General features: G+C 68.5%; 13 protein-coding genes. 11 read left to right on the top strand and 2 right to left on the bottom strand.

Annotated features, from left to right (window positions below; genetic code table 11):
* The first annotated feature begins 11 nt into the window (after window positions 1-11).
* From IEY70_RS00535 to IEY70_RS00505, 7 genes are all read left to right on the top strand, one after another.
* On the top strand, window positions 12-1,037 hold the full coding sequence (locus IEY70_RS00535) for an ATP-binding protein (RefSeq protein WP_189063029.1): 1,026 nt from the start codon (window positions 12-14) through the stop codon (window positions 1,035-1,037).
* An 88-nt stretch (window positions 1,038-1,125) separates the two neighbouring features.
* A complete protein-coding gene (locus IEY70_RS00530; RefSeq protein WP_189063028.1) occupies window positions 1,126-2,265 on the top strand; it encodes a vWA domain-containing protein in 1,140 nt (379 codons plus the stop codon).
* A complete protein-coding gene (gene nudC / locus IEY70_RS00525; protein ID WP_189063027.1) occupies window positions 2,262-3,089 on the top strand; it encodes an NAD(+) diphosphatase in 828 nt (275 codons plus the stop codon). Before IEY70_RS00530 ends, nudC begins: the two co-directional genes overlap by 4 nt.
* Window positions 3,090-3,214: 125 nt before the next feature.
* Window positions 3,215-4,609, top strand: a complete 1,395-nt coding sequence (locus tag IEY70_RS00520; protein WP_189063026.1) for a hypothetical protein — start codon at window positions 3,215-3,217, stop codon at window positions 4,607-4,609.
* 161 nt (window positions 4,610-4,770) lie between these two features.
* Window positions 4,771-5,205 carry an NUDIX hydrolase gene (locus tag IEY70_RS00515; protein ID WP_229777514.1) on the top strand — a complete coding sequence of 145 codons (435 nt, stop codon included), beginning with the start codon at window positions 4,771-4,773 and terminating at the stop codon, window positions 5,203-5,205.
* Between the two features lie 10 nt (window positions 5,206-5,215).
* Window positions 5,216-5,563 (top strand): IS66 family transposase, encoded by a 348-nt coding sequence (locus IEY70_RS21395; RefSeq protein ID WP_373290731.1) that lies wholly within the window; start codon window positions 5,216-5,218, stop codon window positions 5,561-5,563.
* 216 nt (window positions 5,564-5,779) lie between these two features.
* Window positions 5,780-6,571: a hypothetical protein gene (locus IEY70_RS00505; protein WP_145999596.1), complete on the top strand. Its 792-nt coding sequence runs from the start codon at window positions 5,780-5,782 to the stop codon at window positions 6,569-6,571.
* Window positions 6,572-6,756: 185 nt separating this feature from the next.
* Here IEY70_RS00505 and IEY70_RS00500 read toward each other — a convergent pair whose 3' ends face one another.
* Both IEY70_RS00500 and IEY70_RS00495 read right to left on the bottom strand, forming a co-directional pair.
* A complete protein-coding gene (locus tag IEY70_RS00500; protein WP_189063024.1) occupies window positions 6,757-6,969 on the bottom strand; it encodes a polymorphic toxin-type HINT domain-containing protein in 213 nt (70 codons plus the stop codon).
* 24 nt (window positions 6,970-6,993) lie between these two features.
* Window positions 6,994-9,210 carry an ATP-dependent helicase gene (locus IEY70_RS00495; protein WP_229777513.1) on the bottom strand — a complete coding sequence of 739 codons (2,217 nt, stop codon included), beginning with the start codon at window positions 9,208-9,210 and terminating at the stop codon, window positions 6,994-6,996.
* Window positions 9,211-9,338: 128 nt separating this feature from the next.
* On the opposite strand from IEY70_RS00495, the gene mntE reads away from it, so the two are divergent.
* From mntE to IEY70_RS00475, 4 genes are all read left to right on the top strand, one after another.
* Window positions 9,339-10,268, top strand: coding sequence for a manganese efflux transporter MntE (mntE, locus tag IEY70_RS00490; protein ID WP_189063022.1), 930 nt, complete (start codon window positions 9,339-9,341; stop codon window positions 10,266-10,268).
* A 149-nt stretch (window positions 10,269-10,417) separates the two neighbouring features.
* On the top strand, window positions 10,418-13,498 hold the full coding sequence (gene fdhF / locus IEY70_RS00485; RefSeq protein WP_189063021.1) for a formate dehydrogenase subunit alpha: 3,081 nt from the start codon (window positions 10,418-10,420) through the stop codon (window positions 13,496-13,498).
* A 55-nt stretch (window positions 13,499-13,553) separates the two neighbouring features.
* Complete coding sequence (locus IEY70_RS00480) at window positions 13,554-14,057, top strand: helical membrane plugin domain-containing protein (protein ID WP_088247804.1); 504 nt, start codon at window positions 13,554-13,556, stop codon at window positions 14,055-14,057.
* Between the two features lie 32 nt (window positions 14,058-14,089).
* Window positions 14,090-14,887: a formate dehydrogenase accessory sulfurtransferase FdhD gene (locus IEY70_RS00475; RefSeq protein WP_189063020.1), complete on the top strand. Its 798-nt coding sequence runs from the start codon at window positions 14,090-14,092 to the stop codon at window positions 14,885-14,887.
* Window positions 14,888-14,889: the final 2 nt, after the last annotated feature.

The raw sequence follows: 14,889 nt of genomic DNA, 5'->3' as shown, positions 1-14,889 counted from the left end.
AGCGTGAACCCGTGAGCCTCACTGCGAACGAACTTCAGACGTACCTCAGCGCCCTCGTGACCGGCGACCTGAAACTCTCCACCATGATCTGGGGCCCCCCAGGCGTCGGCAAAAGCAGCGTCGTGGCGCAGGTCGCGGCCCGGCACGGCCTGGACTTCGTGGACGTCCGGCTCTCGCAGCTGGCCCCCACCGACCTGCGCGGCCTGCCCGTCCCCGAGGCCGACGGGCAGGGCGGCGGCGTGTCCCGCTGGTACCCGCCGGAATTCCTGCCGCGCGGCGGGCAGGGCGTGCTGTTCCTCGACGAGGTGAACATGGCCCCCCCCACCATGCAGGGCATGGCGCAGCAACTGATCCTCGACCGCCGCGTGGGCAGCTACGAACTCCCGGACGGCTGGTTCGTGTGGGCCGCCGGGAACCGCAAGGAGGACCGCGCCAGCGTGTTCGACATGCCCGCCCCCCTCGCCAACCGCTTCCTGCACCTGACCGTCCGCCCGGACTTCGACTCGTGGCGCGCGTACGCCCTGGCACACGGCCTGCACGAGCACGTCATCGCGTTCCTGACCTTCCGGCCCGAACTGCTGTGGCGCCTGGACCCGCAGCAGCCCGCGTGGCCCAGCCCGCGCGCCTGGGAGATGGCCGCCCGCCTGCACCGCGCCGGACTGGACGCCACGCCCGCCATCGGAGACGCCGCCGGAGCGGAATTCAGCGCCTTCGTGCGCCTGTACGAGCAACTGCCGGACCTCGGCACCGTCCTTGAGGGACGCGGCGCCGGGCTGAGGTTACCGGACGAACCCAGCGTCCGCTACGCCGCCGTCGTGGGCCTCGCCGCCCGCGCGAAGAGCGCCGACGAGGCCCACCACGCCTTCACGTGGCTGGCCGACAACGCCGGACCCGAATGGCTGCAACTGTACGTCGCCACGCTCGTCAGCAAATTCCAGGCCATCGGACAACTCGCGGACCTCGCCGAACTCGTCGGCCGCGACGAACGCCTCGCGACGCTCGTGCAGGGAACGCTGGAGCTCACGGAGGGAATGTGAAGGTAAATGGCAGAAGGCTGATGGCTGATAGCAGAAGGCCAGAGGCGCCCTTTGCCATCGGCCATCTGCCATCTGCGGCGGTCACCCCATGACCCCGCCCCTCCCGGTCACCCCTGAGTTCCAGCGTTTGATTTCCGGCTCTCGGTTGCGGCTGCGGGGCAAGTCGGCGTTCTTCGCGACGTTGCTGCTGCATGCGGAGTTCGTGCCGTCGCGGGAGGTCGCGGCGGCGGGCACGGACGGCGAGCGGGTGTACGTGAACCCGGAGGTGGCGGCCGGGCTGGCACCGGACGTGCTGGACGGCCTGCTGCTGCACGAGGTGCTGCACGCGGCGCTGTCGCACGTGCAGCGGCGCGGGCCGCGTGAGAAGAAACGCTGGAACAAGGCCGCGGACCTGATCGTGAACGGCATGGTGTCGGCGGCGGGGCTGCCCACGCCGCCGCAGTCGCGGCGGGACGAGCACCTGGAACGCCTGAGCGTCGAGGAGGTGTACACGTCCATCGAGGCGGAAGCCGAGGGGGACGGCAACGACGAGGGGGACGACCTGCTGGACGGGCCGCCCAGTGACGCGCCGCCGCGCGGGCAGAAGCCGGGGCAGGCGGGGCAGACGCAGCGGCAGTGGCAGCAGGCGCTGGCGCAGGCGCGCAGCGTGGAGGCCATGAGTGGCAAGGGGGACGATCCGCTGGGCCTGCACCGCGAACTGATGCGGCTGGCCCCGGCGCGGCTGGACTGGCGCGCGCAGCTGTGGCGGTTCCTGGCGCGCACCCCGGTGGATTTCGGCGGCTTCGACCGGCGGTTCGTGGGGCGCGGCCTGTACCTGGAGGCGCTGGACGACGAGTCCCTGAACGCCCTGATCGCCGTGGATACCTCCGGCAGCGTGGACGACGACGCGGTGCGCGCCCTGGTGGGCGAGGTGCAGGGCGTGCTGGGCGCGTACCCGCACGTGCGGGCCACGCTGTACTACGCGGACACCGAGGCGTACGGACCGCACGACCTGTCCCCCGGCGGCGAGATCCCCCCACCGCAGGGGGGCGGCGGCACGGACTTCCGCCCGATCTTCACGCTGCTGGACGCGCACGAACCGGACGTCCTGATCTACCTGACCGACGGGTACGGCGACTTCCCCGAGCAGGCCCCGCGCGTGCCGACGCTGTGGGTGGTGCCGCCCGGCGGTCTGGAGGACGGGGGCTTCCCGTTCGGGGACGTGCTGCGACTGGAGGAACACGGGTGAACGCCACCAGCCTCCCGGACGGCTTCCAGCGCGACCCGCACGCCGCGCCCGGCCCGGACAGCGTGTGGTTCGTGTTCGACGGACACCGCCTGATCCTGACCGAGCAGCAGGCGGTGCCGACCGGCCTCGCCGCGCCGCTGCCCGTGACCGACACGAGCGGCCTGGGCAGCCTGGACGGCCGGACCATGTTCACGGCGGCGCTGGACGGCGACCTGCCCGGCGGGTTCGTGAGTGTCCCGGTCCGCTCGGCGTTCGGGACGCTGGGCGACACGCTGATGGGCGTGGCCGGATACGCCTCGCAGATCCTGGAATTTCACCGCACGCACCGCTACTGCGGACGCTGCGCGACGCCGATGCAGGACAGCGCGCACGAACGCTCCCGCGTGTGCCCGAACTGCGGCCTGAGCGCCTACCCGAGGGTCGCGCCGGTCGCGATGGTCCTCATCACGCGCGGGAGCGGCCCGGACACCGAGGTGCTGCTGGCGCGCGGCCCGAACTTCCCGCCCGGCATGTACTCCGCCATTGCCGGATTCGCGGAACCCAGCGAGACCCTGGAAGCCGCCGCGCACCGCGAAGTGGCCGAGGAAGTCGGCGTGACCGTCACGGACCTGCGCTACGCATTCAGTCAGCCGTGGCCGTTCCCGCACTCCCTGATGATCGGCTTCACCGCCCGCTACCAGGAGGGCCAGATCACCCCGCAACCCGGCGAGATCGAGGACGCCCGCTTCTTCCCGGTCACGGCGCTGCCCAAACTTCCGCCCCGGGTCAGCATCGCCCGCGCCCTGATCGACCAGGCCGTGCAGGCGGCGCTGGCTGCCGGTTGAGCTGGCTGCTGGTTGAGCTGGCTGCTGGTTGATGGGTGGCCGCACCACCAGAGCCCGCCCCACTAGCCCGCCCCACTCCCCACGGCCCACACCTGCCTCCCCACTCCCGTGGCATGATCGGGCGCATGACGTTCTCCGACCTTGATCCGCGCACCCTGACGATCCTGGGGGTGGAGGGCGCGCTGGAAGCAGCGGCCAGTCCGCGCGCCACGGCCGACACCCTGTCCGGCCTGTCCGCACACCCGGATTCACGGGTGCGGGCACTCGTGGCGCGGCACCCGAACACCCCCACCGAGATCCTGGGCGCGCTGGCCGCCGCGTACCCGGCAGACGTGCTGGCCAACCCCGGCCTGCCCCTGATGCGACTGGCCCGGCCCAACCTGCTCTCCTCGTTCCCGGCCGACAGCGTGATCGCGCTGCTGAACGCAGAGGGGTCACCCGCCTGGGTGCTGGACGCCGCCCTGCGCCACGACGATTACGCAGTGCGCACGGCACTGGCGGGCCGCCCGGACCTCAGCGAGGCGCGCGTGGCGGCGCTCGCCGCAGACGCCGGATGGCAGATCCGCGAGGCCGTCGCCCGGCGCGAAACACTGCCCGAACCGCTGGTCCGGCAACTGGCCACCGACGACGACTACGACGTGCGCAAGGCCGTCGCGGCGCGCCCCGACCTGCCCGGCGACGCGCTGCGGGAACTGGTCACCGACTCGCACGGACTGGTGCGGGCGGGCGTGGCCCGCAGGCTGGACCTGCCGCTGGACTGCGCACTGACGCTCGGCACGGACAGCGACCCGGACGTGCTGGCCACCCTGGCCCGCCGCGTGGACCTGCCCCGCAGCGTCCGCGAATGGCTGGCCACCAGCGAACACCCCGCCGTGCGCGCCGCCGCCCTGCAAGGCTGGACGGTCCCCGCCGCGTGGCTGGAACGCGCCGAACTGGACGCCGACCCGGACGTACGCGCCGCCCTGGCCCGCCGACCCGACACGCCCCCCGCCACGCTGATCCGACTGGCCGCCGACGAGACCGAAACGGTGCGCCGCGCCGTGCTGGAACGCAACGACCTGCCCGACGAGGCCGTCCTGACGCTGGCCCGCGCGCCCGAACAGGACATCCGCCTGCACGTCGCCAGCGCCGAACACCTCAGCCCCGCCGTGCTGGACGCCCTGACCGGCGACCCGGACCCCAACGTGCGCACCGTGCTCGCCGTGCGGCCCGACCTGAGCGGCGACCTGCTGACCCGACTGGCCGCCGACCCGAACCCCGAGGTGCGCCGCGCCGTCGCGTACGCCCCCGCCACCAATGCGGACATCCTGACCCGGCTGGCCGCCGACCCGAACGCCGGAGTGCGCCGCGCCGCCGCGCACCACCCGAACCTCCCGGAAGGCACGCACGACAAGCTGGCCGCCGACCCGGACGACGGCGTGCGACTCGCCCTCGCCGGACGCACCGACCTCTCCCCCACCCTGCGCGACCGCCTGCTCGCCGACCCGGACCCCAGCGTGCGCGCCGAAGCCAGCGCATGACCAAGACGGATTCCGTCTGTTTCGTTAACACCCCGGAAGGGGCACCGGGTTGCCAACTCCACGCCCGGAATCCGTCTCCCTCCTACTCGCTTCGCTCGGATTGAATGGTTATGCAACCATCCAATCGGAGACCGTTTGATATCCGCCTCCCCCTGGGTAACGTGAAGTTCAGCGTGCGGGTCGCCGTCCTCTGCACGCGCGGCGACCGGCTCCTCACGAACACCGAGCCCAGCATCGGCTTTCACTACCTGCCCGGCGGGGCCGTCACCACCGGCGAGGACTCCGCCACCGCCGCCGCCCGCGAATGGACGGAAGAAACAGGCCTGCCCCCCGGCCCACTGCGACTGGTCGGCGTGGTCGAGAACTTCTTCGGCCCCCCCGACCGCCGCCAGCACGAGATCGGCTTCTACTACCACACACCCGCCCCACTGGAACTGCCGGACAGCCCGTTCACCGTGCAGGACAACCCCGGCGTGACCTGCCACTGGCTCCCACTGAACGCCACAGAATCCACCCCGGTCTACCCGCTGGTCATCCGCGACCTGCTGAGCGTTCCACCCGGCGAAATCCGCCACATCGTCAACCGGGAAGGGTAACAGCGCGAACCTGCGCCAGCGCCGCCCAGGCCGAAGCCCGCACCCGACTTCACGAACTCCGCCCCGGCCCGCACCACCGCCGCCGTCGCCTCCCGCTTCTGCTCATCCGTCAGGAAGCACGTCAGGGTGGGCACCTTCAACACCGCATCCCAGCCGTTCTATAGCGCTGTGGCGGTTCCTGAAGGACCCGGACATTCCACCGACGAACAACGCAGCGGAACGGAGCCTGCGGACGGTGGTGATGCGAGGAAGGTCTCGCAGTGCAGCAAGAATGCAGTGCGCGCGCAGACGTACATGCGGATCAAGTCCACCGTGGAGACCGCGCGGTTACGCTGTCAGAACCCCGTCGCGGTCCTGACCGGCCTGATGCGCTGACTGGGCGCTTGCCCTTTCGGCCGACCGCTAATCACAGACGGCGAAAGTTGTGATCAGAGGTGGAAGAAGCTCTACAACCGTCCCGAATGACGCACAGACCAGTAATCTTCCGAGCGAATCTTAGAGTACTCTTCTAAAGGAATTGATTTCTCGGCGTGAAAGACAGTTTCACGCCAGGAAATCTCTACAGGAGGTGTTGATGCCTTTTTTCCCAACCATGTTTGGCCTAATGAACATTGACCGACTGGCACGCGGTTTACTCGATTTACAATCCCTGGAGAAGTATGCCCCTGAGGAAGATACACCCGGTCATCATTCTTACCCGGCCGAGTGGCATAGGCATAAACCCCTGCATGAGCTTGCGAAGAGTCTAGCGGATGACCTTGTCTGGCTGAATGAACGCGGCGTTTCTATGGAGGATGGAACAGAGCTACAAGCGGACGACTTTGAACGCGCTATAAAATTCCTGCTCCGTGGCTCAAGCGATTTGGACGACTACATTGCCGTTGAGATCGCTGAGGAAGACCAGCTCCCCTTAACCTTAGAGCAGCGTAGGCACTGGGCTGTTGCCCGTATGACTTTCCATGGCGACGGTTGGAATTGGAAGTTCAATTTAGGAGATACGCATCCGGCTCACCAGACGATGCAGACATTTCTGACTGCTGTGCAGCCAATGCACTGCTCAGTGATTGCAAACGTTGTTGCTCCATCGAACCCTGACCATATCCCTTACTATTTTCCTAGATACTGGACAAGGGTTTCGCGAAACTGTTTTCTTGGTCCAGAACTCACGCGGCGCCTTCCAGCAGCCCTCCTGACCGTTGAGGCTGGGCTAGCATACGTGGCGCGCCTGGGTGAGGGTGTCTGGATTACCCTGCCAGGTGATGACCGCTCCCGGGACGAAGCCGTAGAGGAGCGCCATCGTCAGGCCGTGGAGCGTCTTAATGCTTTTATGCCGCCCGCTTCGCCTTTTGATCCTTCTCGTTGGTAAAAGACGGCCTGAAAGGCGCCCGAAAAGGGCTTGGGCGGGGATTTTGCCAGTTGACGCAACGTCAAGCGGATCATGACTTATCGAAAACGGCGTAAGTTGACATTGCCCAGCATTACCCTGGGCTGTGAGAACGCCGGCTAGAACGCATTGCGTGCCAACACAGGTGATGCGGATTTACGCCGGTATCAATAATACGTGTGGGCTTCGCTGACGGTGAGGTTGAACATCTCGCGCGTCTGCCCAACGGTGGTGACGTTGGCGACGAGGCCGGTGGTGCCGTCGGTCTGCTTGATCGTATCGCCGACCTTCAGGTGCCCCGCGCCCACCCAATTCCTGCTCAGGTCGCTGTGACCTTCCGGCGCGGGCCTGGGCTGAGCGGATTGGGCGGCCGGCTGCACTGGTTTGGCACCCCGGCGCGGCGTTCAGGCGGGTGAGAGGTTCGCGAATTTCACCAGGAGTTTTTTCGTTCCGGCGGTCGGGAAGTGCACCGTGACTTCCTGCCGGTCGCCAGTGCCCGCGACGGCGAGGACCTGTCCCTCGCCGAATTTGGGGTGGCGGACGCGTTCGCCGCCCCGGTACGCCATGCCGGCGGTGAGGGGGCTGGTGTTCTTGACGGCGCTGGTGGTGGGGACGGTGGGGCGGTACGTTTTCCAGGTTTTGGCGCGGTACTCGACGACCTGTCCGTAGGGGTCGACGGTGTCGAAGCCGCCTTCGATTTCTTCGAGGAAGCGGCTGTCCTCGGCGGCGTTGGTTTTGCCGTACTGCATGCGGTTCTCGGCGGCGGTCAGGAACAGGCGGTCCATGGCGCGGGTGATGCCGACGTAGAACAGGCGGCGTTCTTCCTCGATGCCGCCCGCCTCGGCGATGGCTCCTTTGCTGGGCAGCAGGCCTTCCTCGACGCCCACGATGAACACGACGGGGAATTCCAGGCCTTTGGCGTTGTGCATGGTCATGAGGGTCACGGCGTCTTCGGGCGCGCCTTTGTTCTCCTGTTTGGTGCGCATGTCGTCCACGCTGGAGAGCAGGGCGGCGTCGTCGAGGAAGTCGCCGATGGTGCCCTGGTTGTCCTGGGACCATTCCTCGGCGGCGTTCACGAGTTCGTCGAGGTTCTCGGCGCGGACCTGTCCTTCCGGGCCTTCCTGGCGGAGCAGGTCGAGGTACCCGCTGGTTTCGATGACGTAGCGCAGGAACGGGCCGGGTTCGTAGTTGTCGGCGGCTTCGCTCATGGCGTGCATCAGCGCGGCGAAATCCACGGCTTTCTGCGCGCCACGGTCGAGGATGCCGTCCGTGTCGGCGCGGGCGCAGGCTTCGAGCAGGCTGGTGCGGTGCGCGGCGGCCCAGTCGAGGAGTTTCGTGAGGGCCGTGTCGCCGATGCCGCGCCGTGGCCGCCCGATGATGCGGCGCAGCGCCACGTCGTCACTGGGGTTGATGGACAGGCGGGCGTACGCGAGGATGTCGCGGATTTCCCGGCGGTCGTAGAAGCCCACGCCGCCCACGATCTTCGTGGGAATCTGCACGCGGCGCAGGCTCTCCTCGATCACGCGGGACTGCGCGTTCGTGCGGTACAGCACGGCCATGTCCGTCAGCGGAAGGCCTTCCCGGGCGTGCAGGCGCGTGATCCACTCGGACACGAAGTCCCCCTCGGCGCGGTGGTCGGTGGCGCGGTGGAACACGACGGGCGGCCCGTCCTCCTTGACGGCCTTCAGGGTCTTGTCGAGGCGTTCGGCGTTGTTCTCGATCAGCCGGTTGGCAATGCCGAGCACGCGGGCGCTGGAGCGGTAGTTGTGCTCCAGCATGTATACTTTAGAATCAGGATAATCTTTCTGGAAATCAAGGATATTTTGTATGTCCGCACCCCTAAATTTATAGATCGACTGGTCGGGGTCTCCGACGACGAGCAGGTTGCGGTCCCTGGAGGCGAGCAGGCGGGTCAGTTCGTACTGGGCTTTGTTGGTGTCCTGGTACTCGTCGACGTGAATGAAGCGGGCGCGGTTCTGGACGGCGTTCAGGACGGCGGGGACGTCGCGGAACAGGCGGACGGTTTCGGTGATGAGGTCGCCGAAGTCGATGGCGTTCTGGGCTTTCTTGCGTGTTTCGTAGCGGCGGTAGGCTTCGGCGGCGGCTTCTTTTGGGATGCCGCTGAGGTAGGGTTCGTGGGCGCGGTCGAGGTCGCCGGGAGTCTGGAGGTTGCTCTTGGCGCGGTCGAGGATGCCGCGCAGGACGCGGGGGTTGGTGTCGGGGCCGATGCCGGGGAGGCTGCCCATGATGTCCTTGAGGACGTCGAGCTGGTCGTCGTCGTCGTAGATGACGAAGCCGCGTTTCAGGCCGATGTGTTCGCCGTAGGCGCGCAGGATGCGCACGCCGGCGGAGTGGAAGGTGCTCATCCAGAGTTTGTCGGCGCCGGGGACGAGGTGGCTGGCGCGTTCGCGCATCTCGGCGGCGGCCTTGTTGGTGAAGGTCACGGCGAGGATCTCGCCGGGGGCGACGCCGTAGTGCCCGATCAGGTGGGCGATGCGGTAGATGAGGGTGCGGGTTTTGCCGCTGCCGGCGCCGGCGATGACGAGGGCGGGGCCTTCGTGGTGGTCGGCGGCCTGTGCCTGGGTGGGGTTCAGTTGGGCGAGCAGGTCGGGCGGGTTCACCTGGGAATTGTACCAGCCTGCGTTCTGCCCTGGGCGTAATGGGCGGCGCTGGGTGTGTGGGGCGGGACCGGCCGTGTTCCCGGGCAGGGCACGGTTTTCGGGTTGCCTAACCCTGCTACGCTCCACGGGTGACGGCTTCATCGACCTCCGTGCAGACCTCCTCCCGCGCGTCCAGGCTGGCGCTGGGCAGCATTCTCGTGGCGGTCGTGGTGCTGGCCCTGAAGTACGTGGCGTACCTGATGACGGGCAGCGTGGCGCTGTACTCGGACGCGCTGGAGAGCATCATCAACGTGGCGGCGGCAGTCGCGGCGCTGATCGCGTTGCGGGTCGCGGCGCGCCCGGCGGACGCCAACCACCCGTACGGGCACACGAAGGCCGAGTACTTCAGCGCGGTGGCCGAGGGCGTGCTGATCGTGCTGGCAGCGGCCGCGATCGTGCGCGAGGCGCTCCCGGCGCTGCTGAACCCGGCCACCCTGCCGGAGCAGGAGGGGCTGGGGCTGGCGGGGCTGGGCGTGAACCTGGGGGCGGGCCTGCTGAACGCCGTATGGGCGTCGGTGCTGCTGCGCCAGGGGCGGGCGCTGCGCTCGCCGGCGTTGCTGGCGGACGGGCGGCACATTTTCAGTGACGTGGTGACCAGCGTGGGGGTGCTGCTGGGCGTGCTGGCGGCGCGTCTGACGGGGCTGGCGTGGCTGGACCCGCTGCTGGCGATTCTGGTGGCGCTGAACATCCTCTGGAGCGGGTGGCTGCTGGTGCGGGAGAGCGTGGGCGGCCTGATGGACGCGGCGGTGGATCCGGGAACCGAGGCGCGGATCCGGCAGGCGATGAGTCTGCACGGGCAGGGCGCGCTGGAGATGCATGACCTGCGGACCCGGCATGCAGGGAGCGTGACGTTCATCGAGTTTCACATGGTGGTGCCGGGCGACATGACGGTGCAGGAGGCGCACAGCATCTGCGACCGCCTGGAGGATGCCATCCGGGCCGAGACGCCGCAGTCGTCGATCAGCATTCATGTGGAGCCGCAGGAGAAGGCCAAGCATCACGGCGTGCTGGTGCTGTGACGCGGCCGGGCGGCGCCGCACAGGGGTTCCGTGATGCGGGACGTTCCGGGGGGCCGGCGGGGAATTCATGAAGCACGGCTTCATCTGACAGTTCCTTCATGTCGAACGACCGTGCCTATACTCGCCCTTGAAAGCTTCAGGGAGGAAGTATGGGCGAGATTGACGTGCCGAACGACGTGCACATCCGTTCCACGGTGGGGCCGACCCGGCCGCCGCGTGGCGAGCAGGTTCAGGTGACGGTGGACGGCGCGCCGCAGGTGGCGTGGGTGGGCGAGCCGCTGGTGGACGTGATCAACCGCGCGCAGATCGAACTGGCGCAGGTGTGTTACCACCCGCAACTGGGGCCGATCCAGACCTGCGATACCTGCGCGGTCGAGATCGACGGCTCGGTGGGCCGCGCCTGCGGGACGAAGGTGGCAGCCGGGATGACGGTTCGCACGCAGACGATCGCCGCCCGCGCCGCGCAGCGGGACGCATACGACCGCATCGTGGCAAACCACGACCTGTACTGCACGGTGTGCGACAACAACAACGGGAACTGCACGGTTCACAACACGCTGGGCGTGCTGGGCATCGATCATCAGACCCGTCCGTTCCAGCCCAAGGGCTACGAGAAGGACATGAGCAACCCCTTCTACCGGTACGACCCGGACCAGTGCATCCTGTGCGGGCGCTGCGTGGAGGCCTGCCAGAACGTGCAGGTGAACGAGACCCTGACCATCGGCTGGGAGATGGAGCAGCCGCGAGTGCTGTGGGATGGCGGGAAACCCATCGGCGAGAGCAGTTGCGTCAGCTGCGGGCACTGCATCACGGTGTGCCCCTGCAACGCGCTTCAGGAGAAATCCATGCTGGGGCAGGCGGGCCTGTTCACGGGCATTCCGCTGCCCGTCTGGGACGCCGCCATCGACGTGGTCAAGGGCGTGGAGGCCAGCGCGGGTCTCAAACCGATCATGAACGTGTCAGAGATCGAGTCGGCGGCCCGTGACCGGTACATCAAGAAGACCAAGACGGTCTGCACGTACTGCGGGGTGGGCTGCTCGTTCGACGTGTGGACCGACGAGCGGCACATCCTGAAGGTCGAGCCCGGCCTGGGGCACGCGAACGGCATCAGCACCTGCGTGAAGGGCAAGTTCGGCTGGGATTACGTGAACAGCGAGGACCGCCTGACCGCCCCGCTGATCCGCGACGGGGACCGCTTCCGCGAGGCGACCTGGGACGAGGCGCTGGACCTCGTGGCGCGGCGCTTCATGGAGATCCGCGCCAAGGACGGCCCGGACGCCCTGGCGTTCGTGGCGAGCAGCAAGGCCAGCAACGAGGAAGCGTTCATGGTGCAGAAGTTCGCCCGTCAGGTGATCGGGACGAACAACGTGGACAACTGCTCGCGGTACTGCCAGTCCCCCGCCAGCAAGGGGCTGTCCCTGACGACCGGGATCGGCGCGGACAGCGGCACCATCAAGGACATCGAGAACGCTTCTCTGGTGATCACGGTGGGCAGCAACGCCGCCGAGAGCCACCCGGTCCTGGCGACCCGCGTGAAGCGCGCGCAGAAGCTGGGGAACACGAAGGTCATCGTGTTCGACATCCGCGAGCATGAACTCGCCACCCGCGCCGACCAGTTCATCCGCCCGAAACCCGGCACGGACTTCGTGTGGCTGGCCGCCGTCAGCAAGTTCATCCTGGACAACGGCCTGGAGGACAGGGCGTTCCTGGCGGAGCGCGTGAACGGCCTGGAGGAATTCCGGCAGTCCATCAGCACCTACACCCTGGAGTACGCCGAGCGCGAGACCGGCATCGACGCCGGGACGCTGGAGGCCCTGGCCCGCCAGATTGCCGCCGAGGAGCGCGTGGCGGTCCTGTGGGCGATGGGCGTCACGCAGCAGTGCGGCGGCAGCGATACCAGCGCCGCCATCAGCAACCTGCTGCTGATCACCGGGAACTTCGGCAAGCTGGGCGCCGGGGGCTTCCCGCTGCGCGGTCACAACAACGTGCAGGGCGCCAGCGACATGGGCGCCATGCCCGATCAGGTCAGCGGGTACCAACCGGTCGGTGACCCGCTGGTCGTGCAGCGCCACGAGCGCGAGTGGGGCGTCACGCTGCGCCCGGAACGCGGCCTGGACAACACCCAGATGCTCGACGCGGCCATCGAGGGCAAGTTGAAGGCCATGTGGATCACGGGTGAGGAGATGAGCCTGACCGACGCGAACGCCAACCACCTCGCGCAGGGCTTCGAGGCGCTGGAATTCCTGGTGGTGCAGGACCTGTACTTCACGAACACCGCCCGCTACGCGGACGTGGTGTTCCCGGCCGCCGCGTCACTGGAGAAGGAAGGCACGTTCACGAACACCGAGCGCCGCATGCAGCGCCTGTACGAGGTCATGCCGCCCCTGAAGGGCACGAAACCCGACTGGCAGATCTACCAGGGGGTCGCGCAGCGCATGGGCGCCGACTGGAAGTACAGCCACCCGGGCGAGGTCATGGACGAGATCGCGCGCCTCACGCCGTTCTTCGCGGGCGTCAGTTACGACCGCCTGCAGGGGTACGACACGCTGTGCTGGCCGGTCGCGGAGGACGGCACGGACTCGCCGCTGCTGCACCAGGAGCGCTTCAACTTCCCGGACGGCAAGGCCCGCCTGTACCCGGCGACGTACAAACCCCGCCAGGAAGCCCCGAACGACGAATTCGACCTGCACCTGAACAGCGGGCGCATGCTGGAGCACTTCCACGAGGGCAACATGACCTTCCGCGTGGAGGGCATTGCCGAAAAGACCCCGGACTCGTTCGTGGAGGTCAGCCCGGAACTCGCGGCGGACCGGCAGCTTCAGAGCGGTCAGTGGGTGCGGCTGATCAGCGAGCACGGCGCCGTTCGCCTGCGTGCGCTGGTCACGGCCCGCGTGAGCGGGAACGAGGTGTTCGTGCCCATGAACGCCCGAAAGGCCGAGGACGCCGTGAACTTCCTGACCGGCAGCCGCGGCGACAGCATCACGAACACCCCCGCGTACAAGGACACCCGCGTGCGCATGGAAGTCCTGCACGACGTGGGTGAGAACCCGCTGCCCGCCAAGAACCACCGCTGGGGCCACCCCACCCCGCAGACGGGCGTGGAAGTCGAGCGCAAGTGGTCACGGCCGGACTACGTGTTCCCCGGCGGGCTGCTGCCCATGCACGGCGACAGCCTGAACGCCCGCGCCGACGCACTGGCCGGCCCAGTCATGGGCGGCGCTGACGACTGACATTCAGTGGAAGCGGGGCAGGCAGCCGCCTCTCCGCTTCCGCGCAGGAGACACCATGGCGAAACCACTTGAATTCACGCCCCGCATCCCGACCGCGCAGGAGAAACTGCGTTCCGAGGTCGAGGATTCCACCGACGCGCTGCTGGAGGGCCTGTACCTGCTGCGGCAACTGCATGAGCACGGCGTGCTGGACGTGGCAGGCAAGACCGTGCGGGGCGGCGAGGGCCTGATCGCGTCGCTGCTGCACATCACGGGCGGCGAGAGCGGCACGACCCTGCTGCGCAACGCCACCGAACTGGGCAAGACCCTGGCGGCGCTGGACCCACGCGAGGTCGGCATTCTGGGTAGCGCCATCACGACCGGTGTGAATGAGGGCGCGCGGCACGTCGCGGCCGGGAAGGGCGTGGGCCTGGGTGAACTGATGGGCCTGCTCAAGGACCGGGACGTGCAGGTGGCGCTGGGCGCCCTGTTCGCGGTCCTGAAGGGGGCAGGGCGGGCGCTGCGCGAAGCGAACGGCGACGTGCCGACCACCGCCAATCAGTCCGAGGTGGGCCGCTGAGCACGGCTGGCGGCCGTGACGGGGAGGCGAGTGTGAGCCTCCCCGTCACGCTGTTCCGGGACGGCGAGGGAACAGGGCGCCTGGACGCCGTGGCGGTCGAGGAACCGCTGGAACTGCGCCTGCACGCGCCCGGCGGGCCGCTGCCGCTGGGGGTGCTGATGCGCACGCCGGGGCACGACCGCGACCTGCTGCTGGGCTGGCTGATCTCGGAGGGGCTGCTGCCCGCCGCGTTCACGCTGGACCCGGACCCGGAGAACACGAACGTGTGGCACCTGCGCACGCCGGAGTACGCGCGACTGGCGGCGGGCGCGCGGCTGGCGGTGTCGTCGAGTGCCTGCGGGGTGTGCGGGTCGGGCAGTATCGAGGCACTGGCGGTACGCGCCGCCGCACCAGACTGGAGGGCGGGGCCACTGGACGCCGCGTTCCTGGCGGGCCTGCCCGAGCGGTTGCGGGCGGCCCAGTCGGGCTTTGAGGCGACCGGGGGTCTGCACGGCGCGGCGCTGTTCACGGCAGAAGGCGCGCTGCGCTGCGCCCGTGAGGACGTGGGGCGGCACAACGCCGTGGACAAGGTGGTCGGCTGGGCACACATACAGCAGCCCGGGGCGCTGGGGGATCAGGTGCTGGTGGTCAGCAGCCGCGCGGGCTTCGAGATCGCGCAGAAGGCCGTGACGGCCGGGATCGGCGTGGTGGTGGCCGTGGGCGCGGCGACCAGTCTGGCGGTCGATACGGCGTCCGTGTTCGGTGTGACCCTGTGCGGCTTTACCCGCGAGGGCCGCCTGACGGTGTACGCCGGGGCGGAGCGGGTGAGCGGCGCGGCCCGCCTGCCCTGAGC

It is taken from the genome of Deinococcus seoulensis (genome assembly GCF_014648115.1).
Taxonomy (GTDB): domain Bacteria; phylum Deinococcota; class Deinococci; order Deinococcales; family Deinococcaceae; genus Deinococcus; species Deinococcus seoulensis.
Note: the sequence above shows the minus strand (reverse complement) of the source record. Positions and strands in the feature narration are given on the sequence as shown.